Annotated in this window: 21 protein-coding genes; 3 read left to right on the top strand and 18 right to left on the bottom strand. The window is 69.5% G+C overall.

The window, feature by feature from the left end; all coding sequences use genetic code 11:
• Positions 1 to 12: 12 nt before the first annotated feature.
• The 3 genes from IV088_RS22770 to IV088_RS22760 are packed head-to-tail and all read right to left on the bottom strand — an operon-like array spanning position 13 to position 3,803.
• Positions 13 to 768 (bottom strand): DUF3047 domain-containing protein, encoded by a 756-nt coding sequence (locus tag IV088_RS22770; RefSeq protein WP_291106510.1) that lies wholly within the window; start codon positions 766 to 768, stop codon positions 13 to 15.
• Between the two features lie 3 nt (positions 769 to 771).
• The gene (locus IV088_RS22765; protein ID WP_291106508.1) at positions 772 to 1,596 is read right to left on the bottom strand and encodes a DUF547 domain-containing protein; all 825 of its coding nucleotides are present in this window, start codon (positions 1,594 to 1,596) and stop codon (positions 772 to 774) included.
• A gap of 38 nt (positions 1,597 to 1,634) precedes the next feature.
• Positions 1,635 to 3,803 (bottom strand): FAD-dependent oxidoreductase, encoded by a 2,169-nt coding sequence (locus IV088_RS22760; RefSeq protein WP_291106507.1) that lies wholly within the window; start codon positions 3,801 to 3,803, stop codon positions 1,635 to 1,637.
• Positions 3,804 to 3,867: 64 nt separating this feature from the next.
• Here IV088_RS22760 and IV088_RS22755 point away from each other — a divergent pair, with 64 nt between their 5' ends.
• Together IV088_RS22755 and IV088_RS22750 are read left to right on the top strand one after the other, a co-directional pair.
• Positions 3,868 to 4,647, top strand: a complete 780-nt coding sequence (locus IV088_RS22755) for a YiiX/YebB-like N1pC/P60 family cysteine hydrolase (protein ID WP_291106505.1) — start codon at positions 3,868 to 3,870, stop codon at positions 4,645 to 4,647.
• A gap of 44 nt (positions 4,648 to 4,691) precedes the next feature.
• The gene (locus IV088_RS22750) at positions 4,692 to 7,388 is read left to right on the top strand and encodes an HAD-IC family P-type ATPase (protein ID WP_291106503.1); all 2,697 of its coding nucleotides are present in this window, start codon (positions 4,692 to 4,694) and stop codon (positions 7,386 to 7,388) included.
• A gap of 18 nt (positions 7,389 to 7,406) precedes the next feature.
• On the opposite strand, the gene cadR is transcribed toward IV088_RS22750, so the two are convergent.
• Complete coding sequence (gene cadR, locus IV088_RS22745) at positions 7,407 to 7,832, bottom strand: Cd(II)/Pb(II)-responsive transcriptional regulator (RefSeq protein WP_291106501.1); 426 nt, start codon at positions 7,830 to 7,832, stop codon at positions 7,407 to 7,409.
• Positions 7,833 to 7,916: 84 nt separating this feature from the next.
• Here cadR and IV088_RS22740 point away from each other — a divergent pair, with 84 nt between their 5' ends.
• Positions 7,917 to 8,573 (top strand): cation transporter, encoded by a 657-nt coding sequence (locus IV088_RS22740; RefSeq protein WP_291106499.1) that lies wholly within the window; start codon positions 7,917 to 7,919, stop codon positions 8,571 to 8,573.
• Positions 8,574 to 8,596: 23 nt separating this feature from the next.
• On the opposite strand, the gene IV088_RS22735 is transcribed toward IV088_RS22740, so the two are convergent.
• The 14 genes from IV088_RS22735 to IV088_RS22670 form a co-directional block, all read right to left on the bottom strand.
• Positions 8,597 to 9,049, bottom strand: coding sequence for a TerB family tellurite resistance protein (locus IV088_RS22735; protein WP_291106496.1), 453 nt, complete (start codon positions 9,047 to 9,049; stop codon positions 8,597 to 8,599).
• A gap of 34 nt (positions 9,050 to 9,083) precedes the next feature.
• Positions 9,084 to 10,925, bottom strand: a complete 1,842-nt coding sequence (locus IV088_RS22730; RefSeq protein WP_291106494.1) for an ATP-binding protein — start codon at positions 10,923 to 10,925, stop codon at positions 9,084 to 9,086.
• 12 nt (positions 10,926 to 10,937) lie between these two features.
• Positions 10,938 to 11,648, bottom strand: a complete 711-nt coding sequence (locus IV088_RS22725) for a PspA/IM30 family protein (protein WP_291106492.1) — start codon at positions 11,646 to 11,648, stop codon at positions 10,938 to 10,940.
• Between the two features lie 41 nt (positions 11,649 to 11,689).
• Positions 11,690 to 12,547, bottom strand: a complete 858-nt coding sequence (locus tag IV088_RS22720) for a hypothetical protein (protein WP_291106490.1) — start codon at positions 12,545 to 12,547, stop codon at positions 11,690 to 11,692.
• Positions 12,548 to 12,587: 40 nt separating this feature from the next.
• Positions 12,588 to 14,159: an extracellular solute-binding protein gene (locus IV088_RS22715; RefSeq protein WP_291106488.1), complete on the bottom strand. Its 1,572-nt coding sequence runs from the start codon at positions 14,157 to 14,159 to the stop codon at positions 12,588 to 12,590.
• 31 nt (positions 14,160 to 14,190) lie between these two features.
• The gene (locus tag IV088_RS22710) at positions 14,191 to 14,676 is read right to left on the bottom strand and encodes a hypothetical protein (protein ID WP_291106486.1); all 486 of its coding nucleotides are present in this window, start codon (positions 14,674 to 14,676) and stop codon (positions 14,191 to 14,193) included.
• 4 nt (positions 14,677 to 14,680) lie between these two features.
• On the bottom strand, positions 14,681 to 15,349 hold the full coding sequence (locus IV088_RS22705) for a methyl-accepting chemotaxis protein (protein WP_291106484.1): 669 nt from the start codon (positions 15,347 to 15,349) through the stop codon (positions 14,681 to 14,683).
• Positions 15,350 to 15,520: 171 nt separating this feature from the next.
• Complete coding sequence (locus IV088_RS22700; RefSeq protein WP_291106482.1) at positions 15,521 to 16,126, bottom strand: CDP-alcohol phosphatidyltransferase family protein; 606 nt, start codon at positions 16,124 to 16,126, stop codon at positions 15,521 to 15,523.
• On the bottom strand, positions 16,116 to 16,766 hold the full coding sequence (locus IV088_RS22695) for an ATP-binding cassette domain-containing protein (protein WP_291106480.1): 651 nt from the start codon (positions 16,764 to 16,766) through the stop codon (positions 16,116 to 16,118). The genes IV088_RS22700 and IV088_RS22695 overlap by 11 nt, the downstream gene beginning before the upstream one ends.
• A complete protein-coding gene (locus IV088_RS22690) occupies positions 16,763 to 18,391 on the bottom strand; it encodes an ABC transporter permease (RefSeq protein WP_291106479.1) in 1,629 nt (542 codons plus the stop codon). Before IV088_RS22690 ends, IV088_RS22695 begins: the two co-directional genes overlap by 4 nt.
• Before the next feature lie 13 nt (positions 18,392 to 18,404).
• Positions 18,405 to 19,634: an ABC transporter substrate-binding protein gene (locus IV088_RS22685; RefSeq protein WP_291106477.1), complete on the bottom strand. Its 1,230-nt coding sequence runs from the start codon at positions 19,632 to 19,634 to the stop codon at positions 18,405 to 18,407.
• Positions 19,635 to 19,669: 35 nt separating this feature from the next.
• Positions 19,670 to 20,167 (bottom strand): DoxX family protein, encoded by a 498-nt coding sequence (locus tag IV088_RS22680; protein WP_291106475.1) that lies wholly within the window; start codon positions 20,165 to 20,167, stop codon positions 19,670 to 19,672.
• The gene (locus IV088_RS22675) at positions 20,164 to 21,033 is read right to left on the bottom strand and encodes a DNA-binding domain-containing protein (RefSeq protein ID WP_291106473.1); all 870 of its coding nucleotides are present in this window, start codon (positions 21,031 to 21,033) and stop codon (positions 20,164 to 20,166) included. The genes IV088_RS22680 and IV088_RS22675 overlap by 4 nt, the downstream gene beginning before the upstream one ends.
• On the bottom strand, positions 21,030 to 21,917 hold the full coding sequence (locus IV088_RS22670; RefSeq protein WP_291106471.1) for a DUF692 domain-containing protein: 888 nt from the start codon (positions 21,915 to 21,917) through the stop codon (positions 21,030 to 21,032). Before IV088_RS22670 ends, IV088_RS22675 begins: the two co-directional genes overlap by 4 nt.
• Positions 21,918 to 21,939: the final 22 nt, after the last annotated feature.

Raw genomic sequence — 21,939 nt, 5'->3', positions numbered from 1 at the left:
CGGGTTGTGACTTCAGGGGCCGGCGGGGCCCCAACCCAGGTCGGCGACCCAGCCGCTGCTGCGGCTGGCGGTGTTGTCGCTGTCGGCGCCGATCAGCACGGTGCCGACCTTCGGAACACCCGTGAGCGGGGTCTGCGCGCCCTGCGGCAGTTCGTCGGCAAACAGGGTGATGAAGTCTCGCGCCACGTCGCGGTCTTCAGCGACCCATTGGCTCGCCGGCGTTTCGCTGCCGCGCAGGCTGAGGTAGCGCACACGGCGCGAGTAGGGGTTGTCGCCCTGCCGGCCGGCGGCGTGGCCGCTGTCCCAGACGTAGCAGAGCGTGGCCGCGGGCAGGGGCTCGCCGCTGACGCTGCGCGCCATCCGCAGCACGGTGCGCTCGACGAAAGGCACGCGCTCCAGCGGGTGGTCGAACATCACGCACACCTTGAGCGCGGCGTCGTCGCCGGCCTTGGTGGTCAGGTCGGGCGGTGTCTGGCCGCCCGTGAGCGGCTGGTCCAGCCGCCAGCGCCACCGCAGGCGGGCGGGTGGTGCGCCTTTCAGGTCGTGCACCAGGCTGCCGTAGGACGACGCGGTGACCACCTGGAGGGCGGGCTGGCCGTCCACCCGCCCGGCGCTGAACCGCGTGGCTGGCAGGTCGGCCTGTCTCTTCGGGAAACCGACGAAACGCCAGGCCGGGTTGAGCGCGCCGTCGGCCTGCAGCAGCGGCGGCAGCGTCTGCGCGCCCACGGCCAGCGGGATCAGCGCGCTCAGTGCCAGCAGGCGGCGCATGGTTCAGCGACCTGTGTCGTTCAGCGACCAGTCGTAGTCGAGGTGGCTCACGCCCAGCGACTTCGCTTTCAGGGCGGCCCGCTCGGCGGGCTGGTCGCTCAGCTGCTCGGCGTAGGTCGCGAACACGTCTTGCACCTGGTTGAAGCCGCCGTGGCCCTTCTCGAAGTCTTCCCTGAACCACTTGAAGATGCTGCTGACCTCGACCTGGTTGCCCTTGACGCTGTTGCGCGTGCGGTCGCCCATGAAGCGGCGCATGCCGTCGTCGAGCTGGGCCTCCAGCTTCGCGGCGGTGAAGGCCTCGTCGCGCAGCGCCGGGCAGCCGATGCTGGCGCAGTTGACCGCCGCGTGCACGCGCGGCTCGTTGTAGCGCGGGCGCAGCTGCTCGTGTTCGATCCAGTCGAGGTGGCGCGCTTCGCCGAGCAGCGTGAAAAATTTCTTCTTCCAGGCCGACTGGATCAGGTTGCCCAGGTCCTTGATGGATTGGAGGTCCGGGTACTTCGTCAGGATCAGCTCGACGGTGAAGGCGTTGTAGGCGTTGATCAGGAAGGCCATCTGCTGCGGCCGGCTCCAGCCGTCGAACGTGGCCCTGGGCACGGCGCTCAGGCTGTCGAGCACGGCCTTCAGCGCGGCACGGTCGGCGGCCAAGCCTTTGTAATTGGCGCGCGACTGTTTGCCGTCGGGCAGCCAGCGCACGTGTTTTTTCAGCAGGGCGTCCCAGGCGGCGTAGGTGTGGTCGAAGGCGCCTGGGGCCTGGTTCTGTGCGCGGGCCGCCAGCGGCGCGACAGCGACGGCCGCGAACAGGGTGAAGAGTTGGCGGCGGGTGGTCATGGTGTGTGGACCCGGTGCGCGAGGTCGAGGTTCCATCCTCAGCCGCGTTTCCAGTCGTGGAACTTCTTCAACCAGGCCAGCAGCCGCTCGGGCTGGTGCGCGCGTTTCCATTCGCCGGCCGCGTACTTGTTGGCCTCGGCCAGCGTGGGGTAGGTGTGGATGGTGCCCAGGATCTTGTTCAGGCCCAGGCCGTGTTTCATGGCCATCACGTACTCGGCCAGCAGGTCGCCCGCGTGCGTGCCGACGAGGGTCACGCCCAGGATCGTGTCCTTGCCCGGCACCGTGAGCACCTTCACGAAGCCACGGGCTTCGCTGTCGGCGATGGCCCGGTCGAGGTCGTCAATGCCGTACTTCGTCACCTCGTAGGCGATGTTCTTTTCCTTCGCTTCCTGCTCGTTCAGGCCCACGCGCGCCACCTCGGGGTCGATGAAGGTCGCCCAGGGGATCACGCTGTAATCGGCCTTGAATTTCTTGAAGTCACCGAACAGCGCGTTCACCGCCGCGTACCAGGCCTGGTGCGCGGCCACGTGGGTGAACTGGTAGGGCCCGGCCACGTCGCCCGCAGCGTAGATGTTGGGGTAGAGGGTCTGCAGGTACTGATTGGTCTCGACGGTCTTGTTGGTCGGGATGCCCAGGTCTTCCAGCCCGTAGCCGGTCAGGCGCGCCACGCGCCCGACGGCGCAGAGCAGCTGGTCGAACGCCATGCGCTTTTCTGCGCCCGCGTGTTCCACCACCAGGGTCTTCTCGCCGTCCACCACCTCGCAGCGCAGCGCCTTGTGGCCGGTCAGCACGGCCACGCCATCGGCTTCCAGCGAGGCCCGGGCGAGCGCGGAGACTTCTTCGTCCTCGCGGATCATGAGGCGCGGCGCCATCTCCACCTGCGTCACCTGCGAACCCAGCCGCGCAAAGCTCTGCGCCAGCTCGCAGCCGATGGGGCCACCGCCGAGCACCACGAGCCGCTTCGGCACCTCGTCGAGCTTTGCAAAAGCGTCCCACAGCGTGTCGCTGGTGACGCAGCCCACCGCGTCCAGGCCGGGCAGCGGCGGCACGAAAGGCCGCGCGCCGGTCGCGATCACGATGCTGCGCGCGGTGAGCGTCTGCGTGCCGCCGCCGTTCAGCGCCACCTCCACCGTCCAGGGGTTCACCAGCTTCGCGTGGCCCTGCAGCACCTCCACGCCCAGCCCGGTGTAGCGCTCCACGCTGTCGTGCGGCTCGATGGCTTTGATCACATCGTGGATGCGCTGCATCACCGCCTTGAAGCTGAATGTGGGCGTGGCGTCGTTCAGGCCGTAGTTCGTGCCGTGGCGCATCTGGTGCGCCAGCCTGGCGCTCTTGATCAGCGCCTTGCTCGGCACGCAGCCGTAGTTCAGGCAGTCGCCGCCCATCTTGTGGGCTTCGATCAGCGTCACCCTGGCCTTCACCGCGGCGGCGATGTAGGCCGAGACCAGGCCGCCCGCGCCCGCGCCGATCACGATCAGGTTGCGGTCGAACTTGGCCGGGCGAACGCTGGCCCACTTCGCATACACCTTGCGCTTCTGCACCGCCTCGACGATCTTGCGCGCGATCAGCGGGAACAGGCCCAGCAGCACGAAGCTGCCCAGCAGGCCGGGGCTCAGGATGCCCTGGAGCGAGTCGAGCTGGCCGAGCTGCGTGCCCGCGTTCACGTAGACCGCGGTGCCCGCCAGCATGCCGAGCTGGCTCACCCAGTAAAAGGTCCAGGCCTTCATCTTCGTCAGGCCCATCAGCAGGTTGATCACGAAGAAGGGCACCACCGGGATCAGGCGCAGCGTGAACAGGTAGAACGCGCCGTCTTTCTCGATGCCCTTGTCCATGTCGGCCAGGCGCTGGCCGAAGCGGCTTTGCACCGGTTCGCGCAGCAGGAAACGTGCGGTCAGAAAGGCCATCGTCGCGCCGATGCTGGAGGCGAACGACACGATCAACAATCCCCAGCCCAGGCCGAAGATGGCGCCGCCGGCCAGCGTGACGATGGTGGCGCCGGGCAGCGAGAGCGCGGTGACCGCGACGTAGACCAGGAAGAAGCCCAGCGCCAGCTGCAGCGGCTGCGTCTCGCGCAAGGTGGCGAAGGAGGCCTGGCTCTCTTTCAGGAACGCCAGGCTGAAGTAGCGATTCAGGCCGAAGGCGAAGAACGCCACAATGCCCAGCAGGACCACCAAAAGCAGCAAGATCTTCCGGATGCTCACGACCATTCCTTTTCTGCGTTGTTGTTGAGTCGCCGAAGCTGCGACATTCTTACACCGGGGCGACATCACCATGTTCAGACAAACCGTCGGGCGCGCGCTGGCGCGCTACCTGTCGCAGCCTGGCCACGCGGCGTCCATCGGATTCCCGACCGACCCGCACCTGCTGGCCGCGGCACTGCGCCCGGCCGATGTGATCCTGGTCGAGGGCACCTCGCGCGTGAGCACCGCGATCAAGTACCTCACCCAATCCACTTGGTCGCACGCGGCGCTCTACGTCGGGCCGATCGGTTCGCAGACCGTGGAGGGCGAGCGTTGCAGCGTGGTCGAAGCCGACATGCGCGACGGCGTGCGCGCGGTGCCACTCTCGGCCTTCATCGGGCGCCACTGCCGCATCTGCCGGCCCGCCAGCCTCACCGGGAGCGAAATCCTGGCCGTGTGCGCTTACGCGGTGCGGCGCATCGGTCACTGCTACGACCTGAAGAACATCGTCGATCTGGCGCGGTACCTGCTGCCCATCCCTCCCGTGCCCAGCGGCTGGCGCCGCCGCATGCTCGCGCTGGGCAGCGGCGACCCGACGCGCGCCATCTGCTCGACACTGATCGCCCAGGCCTTCGACGCGGTGAACTACCCCATCCTGCCCATCGTGGAAGACGCGGTGCTCAACGACCCGGACTGCGAAGACTGCGTGCGCCAGATCCTGCATGTGCGGCATCACAGCCTGTATGCGCCGCGGGACTTCGATGTGTCGCCCTATTTCCAGGTGGTCAAACCCACGCTGGAGGCCGGCTTCGACCACCACCGCCTGCTCTGGGCGCAGCGCCCCGCGGTCGCACATTCGCGCTCCGTTTGATCCAGGCGGTGGCCCGCGTCACGGCGCTCGGGTATGGTCGTTCCATGAACAGCGATCCGATCCCCTCCGACACCTGGCACGCCCTGGAGACGGCCGTCGCGCTGCGGCAGCTCTCGACCGCCGAGACCGGCCTGTCCGGCGCCGAGGCCCGCGAGCGCCTGTCCCGGCACGGCCCCAATCGCCTCGCTGCCGCACCGCGCCCCGGCTGGCTGCGCCGCTTCGCCAGGCAGTTCCACAACCTGCTGATCTACACCCTGCTGGTGGCCGCGGCCACCACCGTCTGGCTGGGCGACCACCTCGACGCGGCGGTGATCTTCGGCGTGGTGCTCATCAACGCGGTGATCGGCTTCATCCAGGAGGGCAAGGCCGAGCGTGCGCTCGAAGCCGTGCACGCCATGCTGGCCAGCCGCGCCATGGTGCTGCGCGACGGCGAGCGACACGAAATCGATGCCGCCGATCTGGTGCCCGGCGACGTGGTGCTGATCGAGTCCGGCACCCGCGTGCCGGCCGACCTGCGGCTGCTCACGACCAAGAACCTGCGCATCGACGAAGCCGCGCTCACCGGCGAGTCGGTCCCGGTGGACAAGGACCCCGCTCCGGTGGCCGCCGTCGCCCCGCTGGCCGAGCGGTGCGACATGGCCTACGCCGGCACGGTGGTGGCGGTGGGGCAGGGCACGGGCCTGGTGGTCGCCACCGCCGGGCACACCGAGATCGGTCGCATCGGGCGCCTGGTGTCCGGGGTGCAGTCCCTGGCCACGCCGCTCACGCGCCGGCTCGACCAGTTCGCGCGCCAGATCACCTTGTTCATCCTGCTGGTGAGCGTGGCCACCTTCCTGTGGGGCAGCCGCGTGGGTGGCCTGCCGGCGCTGGACATCTTTCTCGCCGTGGTCGGCCTGGCCGTGGCCGCCATCCCCGAAGGCCTGCCCGCCATCGTCACCATCACGCTGGCCATCGGCACCGCCGCCATGGCCCGCCAGCGCGCCATCGTGCGGCGCCTGCCGGCGGTGGAAACGCTGGGCTCGGTCGGCGTGATCTGCACCGACAAGACCGGCACGCTCACCAAGAATGAAATGACCGCCGTGCGTCTGCTGCTGCCCGGCCAGCGCGTGGACGTGAGTGGCGCCGGCTACGCGCCCGAGGGCGGTTTCCATGTGGACGGCCAGGCCATCGACGCTGAACGGGACGGCGGCGTGATGCGCCTCGCGCGCTGCGCCCTGCTGTGCAACGACGCGCAGCTGCACCACAGCGAAGCCGGCGGCTGGGCGCTGGCCGGTGACCCCACCGAGGGTGCGCTGCTCGCGCTCGCACGCAAGGCGGGGCTGGACCCCGCGCAGGAGGCTGCGCGCACGCCGCGCATCGACAGCATCCCGTTCGAGTCCGAGCACCGCTACATGGCCACGCTGCACCACGACCACGCGGGCCGCGCTTTCGCGCTGCTCAAGGGGGCGCCCGAGCGCGTGCTCGCGCTGTGTGTGCACGGTGCGGCAGAGCAGCCGCTGGAGCAGGCCGCGTGGCAGGCGCGCATGGACGAGGCCGCCGGGGAAGGGCAGCGGATGCTCGCGCTCGCCGAATGCGAGCTGCCCGCCGGCACGCGCGAGCTGGCCACCAGCGACATCACGCCGCGTTTCACCCTGCTCGGCCTGGTGGGTCTGATGGACCCGCCGCGCCCCGAGGCCGTGACCGCGGTGGCCGAATGCCAGGCGGCCGGTGTGAGGGTGGTCATGATCACCGGCGACCACGCCACCACCGCTGCCGCCATCGGCGCCAGCCTGGGCCTGCGCGACGGTCATCCGATCAGCGGCGCCGAAATCGACACGCTGGACGACGCGGCCCTGAGCGCGCGCCTGGCGCAGACCGACGTGATCGCCCGCGCCAGCCCCGAGCACAAGCTGCGCCTGGTGGCCAACCTGCAGGCCGGCGGGCAGCTCGTGGCCATGACCGGCGATGGCGTGAACGACGCCCCCGCGCTCAAGACCGCCGACATCGGCGTGGCCATGGGCCAGCGCGGCACCGACGCCGCGCGCGAAGCGGCCGACCTGGTGCTCACCGACGACAACTTCGCGACCATCGCGGGCGCGGTGCGCGAAGGCCGCACGGTGTTCGACAACATCAAGAAATCGCTGCTGTTCATCCTGCCCACCAACGGCGGCGAGGCGGGCCTGATCCTGATCGCCGTGTTCGCCGGCCTGGCCATGCCCGTCACGGCCGCGCAGATCCTCTGGGTCAACATGGTCACCAGCATCACGCTCGACATGGCGCTCGCCTTTGAGCCCGCGGAGGACGGCGTGATGCAGCGGCCGCCGCGGCCGGCGAGCGAGCCGCTGATCACGCGCCTGCTCTTCATGCGCGTGGTCTACGTGAGCCTGCTCATGATGGGCGCGGCCTTCTGGGTCTACCACTGGGAACTCGGCCGCGGCAGCGGGCTCGACGTGGCGCGCACCGCCGTGGTCAACATGCTGGTGATGAGCGAGGTGTTCTACCTCTTCAACGTGCGCCACTTCACCGCCAGCGCCTGGCGCTGGGAGACGCTGACCGGCAACCGCATCGCCGTCTGGGCCTGCGGGATCACGCTGGTGCTGCAGGCCCTGTTCACCTACGCGCCGCCGATGCAGGCGTTGTTTGGCACCGCGGCGCTGGACGCCGCGTCGTGGGCGTTGATCGTTGCGCTGGCGGCTGGCAAGTTCGTGCTGGTGGAGATCGAGAAGGCGGTGCTGCGGCGCTTCGGGGTCCGGCGGATGTGACGGCCTCCCCGGGGGCACTCAGCCCGGGTGGCAGGCGCAGGCCTCGCCGTGTGCCGCCGCCACCAGCTCGTGCAGGATGCCGCACTCGCCGCCTTCGTGTTCGCCCTTGCAGCGCGAGCGCAGCTGCACCAGCTGCCGCTCCAGCGCGCGCATGCTTTTCAGCCGCGCCCGCACACGGCTGAGCTGTTCGTCCACCAGCTGGTCCACGTCGAGGCAGTGCTGCGCCGGGTCGTCCACGAAGGCCAGCAGGCGCTTGATGTCCGACAGGGGCATGTCGAGCGCGCGGCAGTGGCGGATGAACGACAGCCGCTCCAGGTGCGGTCCTGCGTAGTCTCGGTAACCGTTGTCGGAGCGCGAGGGCGCGGGCAGCAGGCGCTCTTTTTCATAGAAGCGGATCGTCTCCACGTCCACGCCCGTGGCCTGGCTCAGTTCCTTGATGCGCATGGTGGATGCCTGTGTTCGGAAAAAAGGGTGTTGACACTGTAGCGGCTCCAGGGTTTCCAATCAATCCATTCGAAAGGAACGCCCATGTCTGCCCACTGCTGCGAACACGACACGCCGAAACCTGCGGCCCTCACCAACCTGCCGCGCTACCGCCGCATCCTCTGGATCGCGATGCTGGTCAACGCCGCCATGCTGGTGGTGGAGCTGGCCGCCGGCTACCGATCGGGCTCGGTCTCGCTGCTGGCCGATGCGATCGATTTCGGTGGCGACGCGCTGAACTACGGCGTGTCGCTCGCGGTGCTGTCGGCGGCGCTGGCCTGGCGCGCGCGCGCCGCCATGCTCAAGGCGTTCAGCATGGTGGCGTTTGGCCTGTTTGTGCTGGGCAGGGCGCTCTGGAGCCTGTGGAGTGGCCAGGTGCCCGAGGCCATGACCATGGGCCTGGTGGGCGCGCTTGCGCTGACCGCCAACCTGGCCGTGGCCTGGATGCTCTACGCCTTTCGCGAGGGCGACGCCAACATGCGCAGCGTGTGGCTCTGCACCCGCAACGACGCCATCGGCAACATCGCCGTGATGCTCGCGGCGCTGGGCGTGTTCGGCACCGGCACCGCCTGGCCCGACCTGCTGGTGGCCATGCTCATGGCGGCCCTGGCGGTGCGCGGTGGCTGGCAGGTCTGGCGCCAGGCGCGCGGTGAGCTGGGGGCCGACGACGGTCACGGCCATCAACCGGGTCATTCACACTGACCCGGCGGAACCGCGGTGGGGGATCAGCCGCCCGCGGTGAGTTCGCGCACCACCTTGGCGACCGACTCGGCGTCGGGCAGGTGCGAGAGGGCGCCGATGAGTTCGTCGCGCACCTGGCCCAGCAGCGCCTCAAAGCGCGTGGCGTCCACGTTGAGGGCGGTGGCGAACGACTGCACCAGCGCGCGCTCTTCGGCGCTCAGGTGGCCGTCGGCGTATCCGGTCATCAGGCACATCAGCACCACGGTGTCGGCCACCTCGGCAGGGCAGCCGGCCATCGCCTGGGCGTCAAAGGCGTGGTTGCCCGACAGCATGGCCGCCGTGGTCGGCATGTCGGCCAGGCGCGAGCTCTCGTAGAACTGGCCGATCAGCGCCGCTTCGGCGGGGTGGATGCCGTCCACCAGCGCCACGGACAACATGGCCTGGGTCAGCTGGATCACCTGGGTGGCGCTCAGGTTCTGGTCTTGGATCGGGTTCATGGAAGGTCTCCTTGTCGGTGTGGGGGTCAGCGGATCAACGGGTCAGGGCGCGCCGTTTGGCGGCGATCAGGTTGCTCTGGATGTCGGCGATGGCCATGTCGCGGTAGCGCTTGGGCAGCATCGAGCGGCGCGAGGTCTCGGACACCGCGAGCAGCTCCATGAACTCGATCATGTCGCGCTCCTGCGGCGGCATGAAGTCGGCCGCGGCCTGGTTCAGCGCCTCGGCGTTCAGCGGCGTGGTCTGGTTGCGCGCCAGCTCCACGGCCAGCAGCGCCAGCGCCTCGAGGTCGGCGTTGGAGTAGCCGGTCAACGTGTCGCACAGGGTCAACAGCTCTTCCATGCTCGCCACACAGGGCTCTTCGTAGCGCGAGAGCACGGCCTGCAGCACCTGCACGCGCTCGGCCGCCGTGTCGCAGTAGAAGAACGGGATCTTGCGGTCGAGCCGGCCGGGGCGCTTGATGTCGGAATCCAGCTTGTCGGGCCGGTTGGTCATCATCACGAACAGCACCTGGCCCCGGTTCTCGGTCTCGGCCATGAACTCTTTCAGCCGCGCGATCACGCGCGAGCTGGTGCCGCCGTCGCTGTCTTCGCCGCCGCCGTTGCCAAAGCTGCGGTCGCCTTCGTCGATGATCACGGCGATGGGGCCCATGGCCTTGACGGTTGCGAGCACGCGCTCCAGGTTGGCCTCGGTGGAGCCGACCCACTTGGAGCGGAAGTTCTTCAGCGCCACGGCCGAGAGGCCGGCCTCTTTCAGGAAGGCCTTGATGACAAAGGTCTTGCCCGAGCCCATGGGGCCGACCGCGAGCAGGCCCATCGGGGTCAGCGTGGTTTCACCGGCCTTGAGGTTCTGGGCGATGGCCATCAGCTCGTGCTTGATGTGCTCGTGCCCGCCCACCGACGAGAGACCGTGTTTGGGCTCGATGAACTCGATCAGGCCCGCGCACTCTTTTTCGATCATCTCGCGCTTGCGCGCGTGGATGACCTTGAGCACCTCCTGATCCGCATCGCCTTCGGGCAGGGTCTTGCCGGGTTCGATCAGGCGCGTGATTTCGGCGGGCGTCATGCCGGCGGTGATGGTGGCCAGCGTGTCGGCGCGGGCGGCGGCGTCGGGCGTGCCTTCGAGCAGCTGGCCGATCAGCGCGCGGCGCTCGGCCTCGCTCAGGCCATGGCCTTTCGAGCCCGCCAGGATGTTGGCGAGCTGCACGGTGCGCAGGCCGCTGGTGCGTTCCGAGAACAGCTCGACCTGGTGTTCGGTGAGCTTGGGCGCGAAAAAGCCAATGACCTTTTTGCGCAGCGGCAGGTCGGGCATGGGGATCTCGATCGCCGCGACCTTGGGGTTGGACAGCAGGCCCGGATTGATCGCGTTGAGCGACTCGGTGATCAGCACCACGATGTTGTCGCCCTGGGTCAGCGTCTGGTCCAGCGACCAGCGGTGGAACACCAGGTAGGTTTGGCGGTCGGTCTGCGCCATGAAGCTCGGGTCGCCGGCGGGCAGCAGCGCGTCGGCGTAGGGCACGATGACGGCGGTGGAGGGCTGTGCGCGCATGCGCTGCTCCAGCGCGTGCAGCGAGGCCAGCAGGTCGGGCTCGGTGCCTTCTTCATGCTGGCGCAACAGCGCGCGCTGCTTGTCTTCGCTGGTCCCCGACAGCACCCGGATGCCGCGCTCCAGGCTTACCTCGCAAACGTGCTGCTTGGTGTCCTTGAACAGTTCCTCGACCAGGAAGGCACCGAGGTTGTGCAGCCGGTCGCCGACCAGGTAGTTGTCGAAGACGTTGCGGTAGAGCACGAAGGTGGACGCTTCGCCCGCCAGGTACTTCTGCCGCAGGACCTCGGCCCAGCGCGGCAGCTCGTGGCGGGGGGATGCGGGTGCGTTCATGCGCGGGGCCGCTCAGAGCGTCTTGGTCGGGGCGGCCTGCGCGGCGGCGCGCGCCTGCTTCATGGCTTCGAGCTGGGCCTTGGCCGTGACGCTGCCGCTGCTCTGGCGCAGTTTGTTGAGGCGCACGTCGAGGTCGGAGTTCTGCAGCTCGGCGCCCAGGCTGGCCTGCGCCACCTGGCCCTTGATGTGGTCACGCACGGCGCCCAGCGCCTGCACCTCGGCGTCGACCGACAGGCCGTCGAGCTGGCCCTGGATCTTGATGCGCGCCTGCGCGCTGTGCATCTGCGCCAGCATGCGCTCTTTCTCGGCCTTGAGCTTGTCGATCTCGGACTTCACCTGGATCAGCGAGTCCTTGGCGTTGTCGGCGTCGGCGGTGGCCTGGGTCGCGTCGGCGCGCAGTTCGGTGAGGGCCGCGTCCAGCGTGTTCTTCTTCTGGATCAGCACCACGGCGAGGTCGTCCTGGTTGGTGGCCATCGCCGCTTCCAGGTCGTTGGTCACGGCAGCGAGTTCACGCTCGTGCGCTTCCAGGCGCGAGGTGATGTCCTGGCGGCGCGCGATGATGGCGCCGGTGGCCGCCTTGAGCTGGGTGTACTTCTGGATCATCGAAGCGATCGCGTTCTGGTAGGCGATCTCGGGGTGCTCTTTCTCGATGTCCGAGACCCAGAGGGAGATGAAGCCGGTCCAGAGGTTGGCGAGGCGGGCGAAGATTGCGTTGTTGGCCATGGGAAGCTCCTGGTTGAAAGCGGGGATGTTGAGGGGGTGGTTCAGGTGTTCTGGCGTTGCGCGGCCTGGCGGGCGGCCGCGTTCGGTGCGCTGGTGCGTGAAGACTTGTGGCCGAAGGTGGCGAGATCGGCGTCGTCGAACTCGGCGGCCACCTCTTCGGCGATGCGCAGGCGCGAGAGCGAGTCTTCGAGCTTGCTGCCCATGTCGGTGGCGTAGGGCGAGGTGATCACCAGCTGGTACACCTCTTCCATCTTGTCGGGCATGGCGACCAGCGTGGCTTCGAGCGCGCTGCGCCGCACCGCGAGGCGGCGCGAGCGGTTCAGCACCTCGGTGTATTCGGCGAGCGTGGCGCGCAGCTGCCGCGCCTCTTCGTCGCCCAGCGCGGGGTTGCGCAACTGGGCCTCGACGTTGGCGATGCGGCGGTTCACCTGGTCTTCGCTGGTGTGGTCCTTGCGGCGGCGCAGCGAGGCGTTGACCGCGCAGAGACCGAGGTAGTCCACGGTGAGCGTGTCGAGTTTTTCCACGTCCTGCCGCGTCAAGGTGGTCTGCCGGTCGCCCGCCGTCTGGTAGAGCGCCTGCACGCGCTCCCACATGTGCTGGTAGGTGCTTAGGGCGTCGGTTTCGCCGCGGTCGCGCAGCTCGGCGATGAGCAGCTGGCGCCGTTGGCTGAGGCTCTGGTGGTGGGCCTCGCGATCCACCCAGGCCTTGAAGGAGGGCAGGCTCGGCACCATCAGCGCCGCGAGGATTTCGGTGCCCACCGCCAGCGTACCGACCAGCGCCAGGCCCGCGAGGCCCATGGGGATGGATGCAAAGATCGCCACCACGCCGGCCGCGAGCAGGGCGGTGCGGTTGGCCGGGTGGCGCAGGAAGGCGCCCAGGTAGGACGGCTTGTCGCTCAAGGTCGTGTGGCCGGTGTCGTTCGCTGATTCACGGGCGTTCTCACTTGGCGAAGCGCGACCAGATGCGGTTGATCTCCTGCTCGTCCTGTTCGGACAACACCGGGATCGGCGACGAGCGGCTCAGCGCGGTGGTGCTGGGCACCACGGCCGGGTTGCTCTTCACGCTCGCGCTCATGAACTCGCCGGCCTTGAGGTTGGCGTTGGCATAACCCACGGTATTGGACACCTTGGCGATCACCTGGGGCCGCATCAGGTAGTCGATGAACTGGTGCGCGGCGCGCTTGTTCTTCGCGTTGGCCGGCACGGCCATGGCGTCGATGGCGAGCAGGCCACCGTCGGCCGGCACGCGGTACTCCACCGCGCCGCGCGACTTGCCCTGCGCCTGCACCGCGTCGCCCGAGAAGCCGATGGCAACGCAGAGCTTGCCGTTGGCCAGCGAGTCGATGAACTGGTCGGTGGGGATGACCTTGACCGTGCCCACGAGGCGCTCCATCACCTTCTCGGCGGCCGCGATGGACGCGCGACCGGCCCACTTGGGCTGCCCGCCGGCCATGGCCGCGAGCGGGAGCACATCGGAGGCCGAATCCACCACGCCAATGCCGCAGGACTGGAAGCGCTTGGCGATGGCCGGGTCGAACACGGTGGCCAGCGCGTCCATGGTGTGGCCGGGGAAGGCCTTGCTGGTGAGCTTGGGGTTCCAGGCGATGCCGACCGTGTACCACATGTAGGGCAGGCTGTAGGCGCCGTCCTTGTCCCAGGCGCGCAGGGTCGCGTCCACGCGCGGGTCGATGTTGCTGATGTTTTTCAGGCTGGCTTTGTCCAGCTTGCCGAGCAGGCCCTTGGCCGCCATGCCGGGCACGGCGTTGGCGGTCGGGAACACCACGTCGTAGGGCGTGCCCGCCGCGCCCAGGCGGGCCTGCAGGTCGTCGTTGTCCGCGAAGATGTCGTAGACCACGCGGATGTTGAATTCTTTCTCGAAGTCCTGCAGCACGCTGGGCTCGATGTAGTCGGGCCAGTTGAGCACGCGCACCGTTTCCTTGGCGCCAGCGCCCGCACCGTTCACCGCGCGGCGCAGGTTCATCAGCACGGTCGAGGTGATCAGGCCGTCCACGCTCACGCCCTGCGATTCCTGGAAGGCCTCGGTGGCGACCTGCGTCTGAGGGCCGAAGGTGCCGTCCAGCGGGCCGGCGTTGAAGCCCAGCTTGCCCAGCAGGATCTGCGCCTCGCGCAGGCCCACCGCGTCCACGATCTTCTCTTTGCCCTTGTAGTTGCCGCTGGACCAGTTCTGGCTGGTCCAGATGTGGCGGCGGATGGCGTTGAGTAACGCGTCGTTGACCTCGCTGGCGGGCGCCGTGCCGGTGCGCGCGGCGAAGGCGCGCATGGCGTCCAGCGTGGCCGGGGTCAGCGTGCCCGAGGGCGTTTCACGCAGCAGGCCGAGGCGGGCCAGCAGGCGCTGGGCCGATTCCACCTTGGCGTTGCGTGCCCCGGCGGGAACGGCGGGTGCCGCCTTGGGTTCGGCGGTGCCGAAGACGAAGCCCTGGGCCTGGGCGGCGCTCGACAGCCAGAGACCACCCAGCAGGGCGGCGGCGAGAGCGATGGGACGGAGGTTCATGGGAATCCTTTGAATCAGACGGCGCGAGGGCTCACTGGCCGGGCGCGAAACAGATGGTGTTGCGGGACTGGGCCAGCTGGAACAGTTTGGCGGCGGCGTCCTGGTCGGGGGTGATGCCGCCCTGGCCCTTGAGCGTCATCTCACCCAGGTGGCAGGCCGCACCGGCGTCGCCGCCCTTCACCGCCTGCTCCAGGTGCCCACGGGCCTGCGCGAAGTCGCCGCTTTCCATGAGCTGGCGACCTTGCGCGGCGTGTTCGGCTGGGGACAGGCCGCCGCCGCTGTTGCCCACGGCGGCGGGCGCTTCGCTGGGGGCCGGTGGCGTGTTCGGCGGCGTCGAGACCACGCTGCTGGCGGGCGGTTCCGTGGTGGACGGGCTGGTGATGGTCGCGGTGGACGCTGGCGCGGGCGCTGCGGGGCCGAAGCCGTCCTTGAGCGCGAAGTTCCACACGGCCGAGGCCATGGCGCCGATCACGGCGAGGCCGATCAGGCCTTTGGAAAGGGGAGTCAGGCTGGCCATGGGGTCATTCCTTGGGGGCGGCGACGGGCGCACCGAACTGCGCCGAGAGGTTTTGCAACTGCTGGCCGAGTTGCGACAGGCTGGCGAGCTGTCCGGTGATGTGTTCCCGGGCGGCCTGGAGCTGGGCTTCCTGGTTCGCGATGTCCTGGGCGGCCCGGGCCACCTCGCGGTTCATCAGGGCGTCAAGCTCAGACATCTGCTGGCGGATGTCGCCCACGACTTTTTCGCGTTTGGCGGTGGCGGCCTCGATGCGCGCCAGCGTGTCGCGTTCCAGCGCCTGCAGGTTGAGCTGCAGCAGCTCGGCGTGCAGGGACAGCGCCTGGGCCTTGGCCTGCGCGTCGGCCAGCGGGTCGTCGATGGTCCAGGACTCGTCGGCCGCGTCCATGGCCTGGATGGCCATCAGCCGGGTGCCGGGGTCCATCGCACTCAGGCCCTCGATCAACCGCAGCAGGCGCTCGGCGGGGTATAGCGAGGCGGGCACACCCGCCTTGGCGTAGATCTCGTCGAGTTTCAGGGGGGTGCCGACGACCGGCATCGCGGCTTCGGGCGGTGCCGTGGAGGCGGGTTCCGCCGGCGTGGCCGGGCTGGGCGCAGGAGGAGGCTCCACGCTGTCGTGGGACGTGTCCATGCGGACCAGCCCCGCCTTCTCCAGAAAGCCCATCACGCCCTTCATGTCTTGTTCTCCAGCAGGGTGTTCATACGCAGTGCCTCCGCACAAGGGTCCCTGTCCGCCGCGCCACGGGGTGGCCAGTGTGGACCTCGCGGGGAGTTTACGGCAACGCTGCGCGGCGCTGCGGCCTGGATTCGGTGCGCCCACCCCGGGCCCGGGATGGGTCGGATGGGCTCAGCGGAACCGCTGCCAGCCCCAGCCGATGCGCAACACGATGGTGATGCCGCACAGCACCGCAAACCCGCAGGCGATCTGGGGGAACCGCGCCGGCCACAGGCACATGGCGGCGAAGGCGGTGATGGTCTCCGTCGCTTCGGTCAGCCCGCCGAGGAAATAGAAGCTCTTGTCCGGGAACGCCACCGACTGCAGCTGCCGCTTCTCGGCCACGGCGGCGAAGGCGAGGAAACTGCTGCCGGTGCCCATGAAGGCGGCCAGCAGCACGGCGGCGGGCAGGGCGTTCGCGGCCGGGTTGGCGATGGCGAAGGCCAGCGGGATGGCGGCGTAGAACAGGAAATCGAGCGTGATGTCGAGAAAACCGCCGCGGTCCGTGGGCTGGGTGGCGCGGGCCACGGCGCCGTCCAGCCCGTCCATCAGGCGCGAGAGCAGCAGCAGCGCCAGGCCCGGCAGGTACCACTGGAAGGCGATGGCGGTCGCCGCGGCCATGCCGATGGCGAAACCGGCGACGCTGATCGCGTCGGCCCCGATACCCAGGCGCACGAGGCCGCGCGCGGCCCGCGTCATGAGCGGGCGCAGCGCCTGCTGCACGGCCTTATCCAGCATGGGCCAGCTCCACGACCAGGGCCGGGTCGGCGATGTCGGCCGCATCGTGCGTCACCAGCACGGCGGGGATGTGGCGTGCGCGGATGTGCTCGAAAACAAAAGCGCGAAACTGGTCGCGCAGCGCGGCGTCGAGCTTGGAAAACGGCTCGTCGAGCAGCAACGCCTTCGGCGCCGCTAGCAGGGCGCGCATGAGCGCGACGCGCGCGCGCTGACCGCCTGAGAGCGTGGCCGGGTCGCGCTCGCCGTAGCCTTGCAGGTCTGCTTCTTCCAGTGCCTGTTGCACCTGGGCCAAGCGCTGCGCGCGCGGGCCGGGCGGCACAGCGAACAGCAGGTTCTCGGCCACGGTCATGTGCGCGAAGAGCAGGGCGTCCTGGAACAGCAGGCCGATACCGCGTTGCGCGGTGGCCTGATGGGTGATGTCTTCTCCGTTGAGTCGGATCGTGCCCGTGAAGCGCAGCGCCTGCGCGCCTTCGGCCACGCTGCCCAGCGTGCCGGCGATGGCCGCGAGCACCGAGCTTTTGCCGCTGCCGCTGGCGCCCATGAGCGTGAGGATCTGGCCCGGTCGCACCTCGAAGCGCAGGTCCTGCACCAGCGTGCCTTGCGCGCTGCCCAGGGTGGCGATGTGGATCGAGAGTGTCATGGGGTGGTGACTTTAAAGCGGCGCGGTCGGCCAACCCAGGCGGCGAACGCGAAAGCGAGTACCGGCAGCAGGAACTGCAGGCCCGCATACGCGCTGGTGAGCGAGCGCTGCGCACCGGCCGCGAGCGTGACGGCTTCGGTGGTGACGCTGGAGAAGCGGCCGGCACCCACGTAGAGTGTCGGCAGGTACTGCGCCACGCTGACCGCGAAGCCCACGGCGGCGCTGGCGGCCAGTGCTCGGCGCAGCAGCAGCCACTTCACTCGAAACAGGAAGCGCCAGCGCCCGTGGCCCAGGCTGGCGGCCAGCGCCGCGTAACGCGGGTCAAAGCCGAGGTAGGCGGGCGAGAGCGAAAGCAGCACATAGGGAAGCACCATCGCGGTGTGCGCCAGCAGCAGGCCGCTCCACCGGCCTTCGAGCCGCAACCACAGCGCCAGGCTGTACAGGCCCACCACCCACAACACGGCGGGCAGCACCAGCGGCAGGTAGAGCAGGGGGCGCAGGGCAACGTCCCAGTGGCGCGGGGCGAGTTCGAGCCAGGCCACGCACCAGGCCAGCGCCAGCGCCGCGGACGCGAGCGCGAGGACCAGCGTGGTGCTGAGGGTGCTGCGGCTGGCCCAGACGCTGTGCCAGGCCTGGCCCGTCAAGGCCTCGGGCCAGATCGTGGGGAAGGGCCAGACGCCAGCGATGCTGCCGACGGCGAGGGCCAGCAGGTTGGCGGCGTAGAGGGCAGCGAGCAGCCACAGTGCCGCGGGTGTGCCGAGGACCACGGCGGTGACTGCGCCGCGTTCGCCGTTGCCCTGGCGTGCGCGGTGCGCGGCGACCGCCTGCAGCGCGCGCCATCCCAAGGCCGACACCAGCACCGCCAGCGCGAGCACGCCCCCCGCCGCCGCGCCCTGCGCGTTGGTGGCGAGATCGGCGTCCTGCAGCCACTGCCAGGCCAGCACCGCCAGCGTGGGCGGCGAGGCGGGGCCGATGACCAGCGCCATGTCCACGACCGTGAGGCCGTAGGCCAGCACCGCGAGCAGCGGCCAGAACAGGCGCGACGCCAGCTGCGGCCAGACCACGCGCCAGTGCGCGCGTTGCGGGCCGTAGCCCAGTGTCTGCGCCAGCGCGTGTTCGGCGCGCCAGCGCTGGCGCAGGTCGTCGCGCTGCAGCTGGGTGGCGGCGGTCCAGAGCAGGAAGGGGATTTCTTTGGCCGTCAGCGCGGCGATCAGGCCCAGGCCCCAGGGGTCCTGCGTGGTCGGCCAGGGAGGGGGAAATTCAAAGCCGGTGAGCCAGGGCGAGGCGGCGCGCAGCAGCCAGCCACTGGGCGCGATCAGAAACGCCAGCCCGATGGCGAAGGCCGCGTGCGGCGTGGCCAGCATCACCGGCAGGCCGCGCAGCAGGCGATCCAGCGACTGGCGCACAAAACCCTGTGCGAGCAGCGCAGCGGCACCCCACCAGGCGAGCGCGGTCGAGGCCAGGCCGGTCCACAGGCTGTGGGCCAGTGCGCGCAACCATTGTGGGTCTTGCCAGAGCGCGCGCCAGGCGCTGGCGTCGAACACAGCACCGAGTGCCAGCGCCGCTGTGGCGAGCAGCGGCAGGGCCGCCATCAGCAGCAGGGCGGCAACAGCCAGACGGCGCATGGATGCTGGCGTGTCAGGACCCACCGTATCGGCGTGTCCATTCCTTCTCCAGCGGCTCCACCCAGGAGGCGTGCGGTTCCGGCAGCGCAGGCGCGGTCTGCTTCACCTGGCCGGGCAGCGGAGCGGCGGCGAACGCCGCGCGCTCGGCCGCGGGCAGCCTGGCGAGGTCCAGCACCGTGGGGTCGCCCCAGTGCGCGATGTCGGCCTTGCGCGCCTGGGCCTTGGGCGAGAGCAGAAAGTTGGCGACCAGCATGGCGCCGGCTCGGGCCTGGGCGTTGTAGGGGATGGCGACGAAGTGCGTGTTGCCCACGGTGCCTTTGGCGAACTGCCAGCTGGTGGTGGTGGCGGGCAGGCGTTTGGCCACGATCTCGTTGGCCGCGTCGTTGGGGTTGAAGGTGATGGCGATCAGCAACTCGCCGTCGCTCACCATCTGGCGGATGGCGCCGGCGTTGGCCGGGAACTGCTTGCCGCCGCGCCACAGCTGCGGGTGCAGCGCATCGAGGTAGGTCCAGAGCGGCGCGGTGACGGTGGCAAATGCCTCGGGTGTGAACGGGCGGGCCAGCGCGGCTGCGTCGCGTGTGTGCTCCAGCAGCGCCTGCTTGATGAAGGTGGTGCCGTGGAAGGCGGGCGGGCGCGGGTAGCTGATGCGGCCGGGCTGTTGGCGGGCCAGGGCCAGCAGTTCGGCGGTGTTTTGCGGCGGCTGAGGCAGGCGTTGGCTGTCGGCAAAGAAGGTGAGCTGGGCCATGCCCCAAGGCGACTCCAGCCCGTCGGTGGGCACGGAAAAATCGTTCAGCGTGGTGGGCTTGCCGGTGGTGTCCACGTACTTGAAGTTTGGCAGGCTCTGCGTGAAAGGCGCGCCCAGCAGGCCGTCGCGCTTCATGGCGGCGAAGTTCTCGCCGTTGATCCAGACCAGGTCCACCGTGCCTTCGCCCGCCTTTCGGCCAGCCGCTTTCTCGGCGCGCACGCGCTTGACCACATCGGCCGCGTCGCTGACCTTCACATGCTCCAGCTTCACACCGTGCGCGGCCTGGATTTCGCCCGCGGCCCACTGGATGTAGGCGTTGATCTGCTCGCTGCCGGCCCAGGCGTTGAAATACACGGTCTGGCCGCGCGCGGCTTTTTCGATGTCGGCCCACACGGGCGCGGCGGTCTGCGCCCAGGCGGGTGGCAGGGCGCTGCCGGTGGCGGCACCGGCGGCCAGCAGAAGGTGGCGGCGGGTGAGGGCGTGTTTGGGCGTGGGCATCGTCAAAGGGGGTCTCCAGCAAGGGGTTCGTGAGCTTAATTCATGGACAGAGGGCGGGCGTTGCGCGGGGTCAGCCAGCGCTCCAGCCGCGGCTGAAGCCAGGCGCCATCCACCGACCACCTGCCCACGCCGTAAAGCGCCAGCGCGGCGAGCAATACGCCCCAGGTGATGTGCTGCTGCAGGGCGGCGGGCGCGATCTCGCTGAGGCTGAGCACGGCCACCCCATTGACCACGCTCAGGCCCAGCGCCGCGAAGCGCCCCGCCAGACCGAACAGCAACAGCACCGGCAACACCAGTTCCCCCGCCGTGCCCATGACCGCCGCCACCTCGGGTGACAGCAGCGGCACCTGGTACTCCTCGGTGAACAGCAGCAGGGTGGTGTCCCAGTCGCGGACCTTGGTCAGGCCCGAGAGGAAAAACACCTGGGCCAGGTGGGCGCGGGCGAGCAGCGCGGCCAGCGGGCGGGCGCTGTCGAGGGCGGCGGTGAAGCTCCCCCACAAGGTGAGGCCGCGTTGCAGCAGCGTGGTGTTCATGGCATGTCCTTTGTGGGAGAGGGGGTCGGGGGCATTTGGTGCACGCCGATGACGAGACCATCGGTCACGGCGGCGGTGAGCCAGGCGGAGAAATCAAAGACATCAGAGACCGCGTCCGGGTCTGCGTGGGCGCAGGCCGTGTCGAGAGATTGAGGGAGATCGAAGCCGCTCAGCAGGGTCTGCACCAGGGCCGCCGCGGCCGGTGCGATGCCGGCGATGCGCGGGCGCAGGCCCTGGCGCCACACCAGCGCGTGTTCGCCCTGTCCGTTGCGCAGGCGCTGGGCGGCCTCGGCCAATGGGGGTGTTTCAAACAGGTGCGCGGTGATCAGGCTGGCCACGGGGTAGGGGCTGGCGATCACGGTGGTGCCGGGCGCGAGCGTGAGCGCCAGGCCCTGCGGGTCTTCCTGCCCCAGGCGCGCGAAGCTGGGCAGATCGGGTTCGGCGTTGGCCGCGCCCGCGGCGCGGTGCAGCGCCCATTCGGCGCGCGCCACGTCGCTCAGGTAGGGCGCGTCAGCGAGCTGTTCATTGGTCTGCAGAAAGCCGGGCAGGGCATCGCCCCATTGCGCCAGATCGCCGCACCGGGGCGGATGGTGGTGCCACAGGTCGCGTGCCAGCAGCGCGAAGTTGTCGCCGCCGATCAGCGCCGCGATCACCGGGTAGGCCGCGAGCAGCGAGCGCTCGGCCAGCGCGTGGCCGTTGGCCTGGTAAGCGGCGAGGCCGCGCGCGGTTTGCGCGCTGCGTGCATCGAGCAGGTTGCGCAGTTGCGTCGCAGCGGTACCGGCGTCCACCGTGCCGGGCCGCACAAACAGCGCCTGCAACAGGGCTTGCTGCTGTTGTGCCAGCGATGACGGGGGCATCGGATTCATGCGACCAGCTCCTCGGGTGCCAGGGCTTGCTGGGCCACCGAACGCGCGCGCGAGGCTTCATCGAGCAACACCCCCAGATCGGGCAGGTCAGTGTCCCACTCGATCAGCGTCGGCAACGCGCCGAAGCGCTGCACCGCGTGGCGGTAGAGCGCCCAGACGGCATCCACCACGCGGCTGCCGTGGTCGTCGATCACGATGTCGCCGCAGTGCACGTGGCCCGCAAGGTGCATCTCCCCCACATAGGTGGGGGCGATGGCGTCGAGCCAGTGCCGGCAGCGATCCAGAGGGTCACCCGTCTCGCCGCGCAACTGCGCGTTGAGCGCGTTCACATAGAGGTTGTTCACGTCCACCAGCAGCTGGCAGCCGGTGCGCTGCGAGAGCATGTTCAGAAAAGTTGGCTCGTCCATCTCGGCGTCAGCCCACTGAACATAGGCAGAGAGGTTTTCCACCGCGATGGGGCGGCGCAGTCGGTCCTGCGCGCGGCCCACGTTGCCACACATCGCGTCGAGCGCGGCGTGGCTCATGGGCACGGGCAGCAGGTCGGCCGCGTGGGCGCTGGGGCCGCGCGCGAAGCTGGCGTGGTCGCTCACGCGCACGGGGTCGATGGCTTGCACCAGCCGGGCCAACTGGTCGAGGTGCCAGGGGTCAATGCCGACGGCCGAGCCCAGCGACAGGCCCACGCCGTGCAGGCTGACGGGGTAGCGTTCGCGGCCCTCGCGCAGCACCGCGAGCGCGGCGCCACCGGGCGTGAAGAAGTTCTCGGAATGGACTTCGATGAAGTCGAGTGCGGGCTGCTGCTCCAGCAGCGCCGCGTGATGCGGGTGCCGCCAGCCGATGCCCACGTCCGGCGCTGCAGCGGGAAGCCGGTGTGCCGGGGTGGTCATGGTGGCGGTCTTGTCCGAGCGA

Source organism: Hydrogenophaga sp., assembly GCF_018780075.1.
Lineage (GTDB): Bacteria > Pseudomonadota > Gammaproteobacteria > Burkholderiales > Burkholderiaceae_C > Hydrogenophaga.
This window is presented reverse-complemented; position numbering and strand designations above follow the sequence as displayed.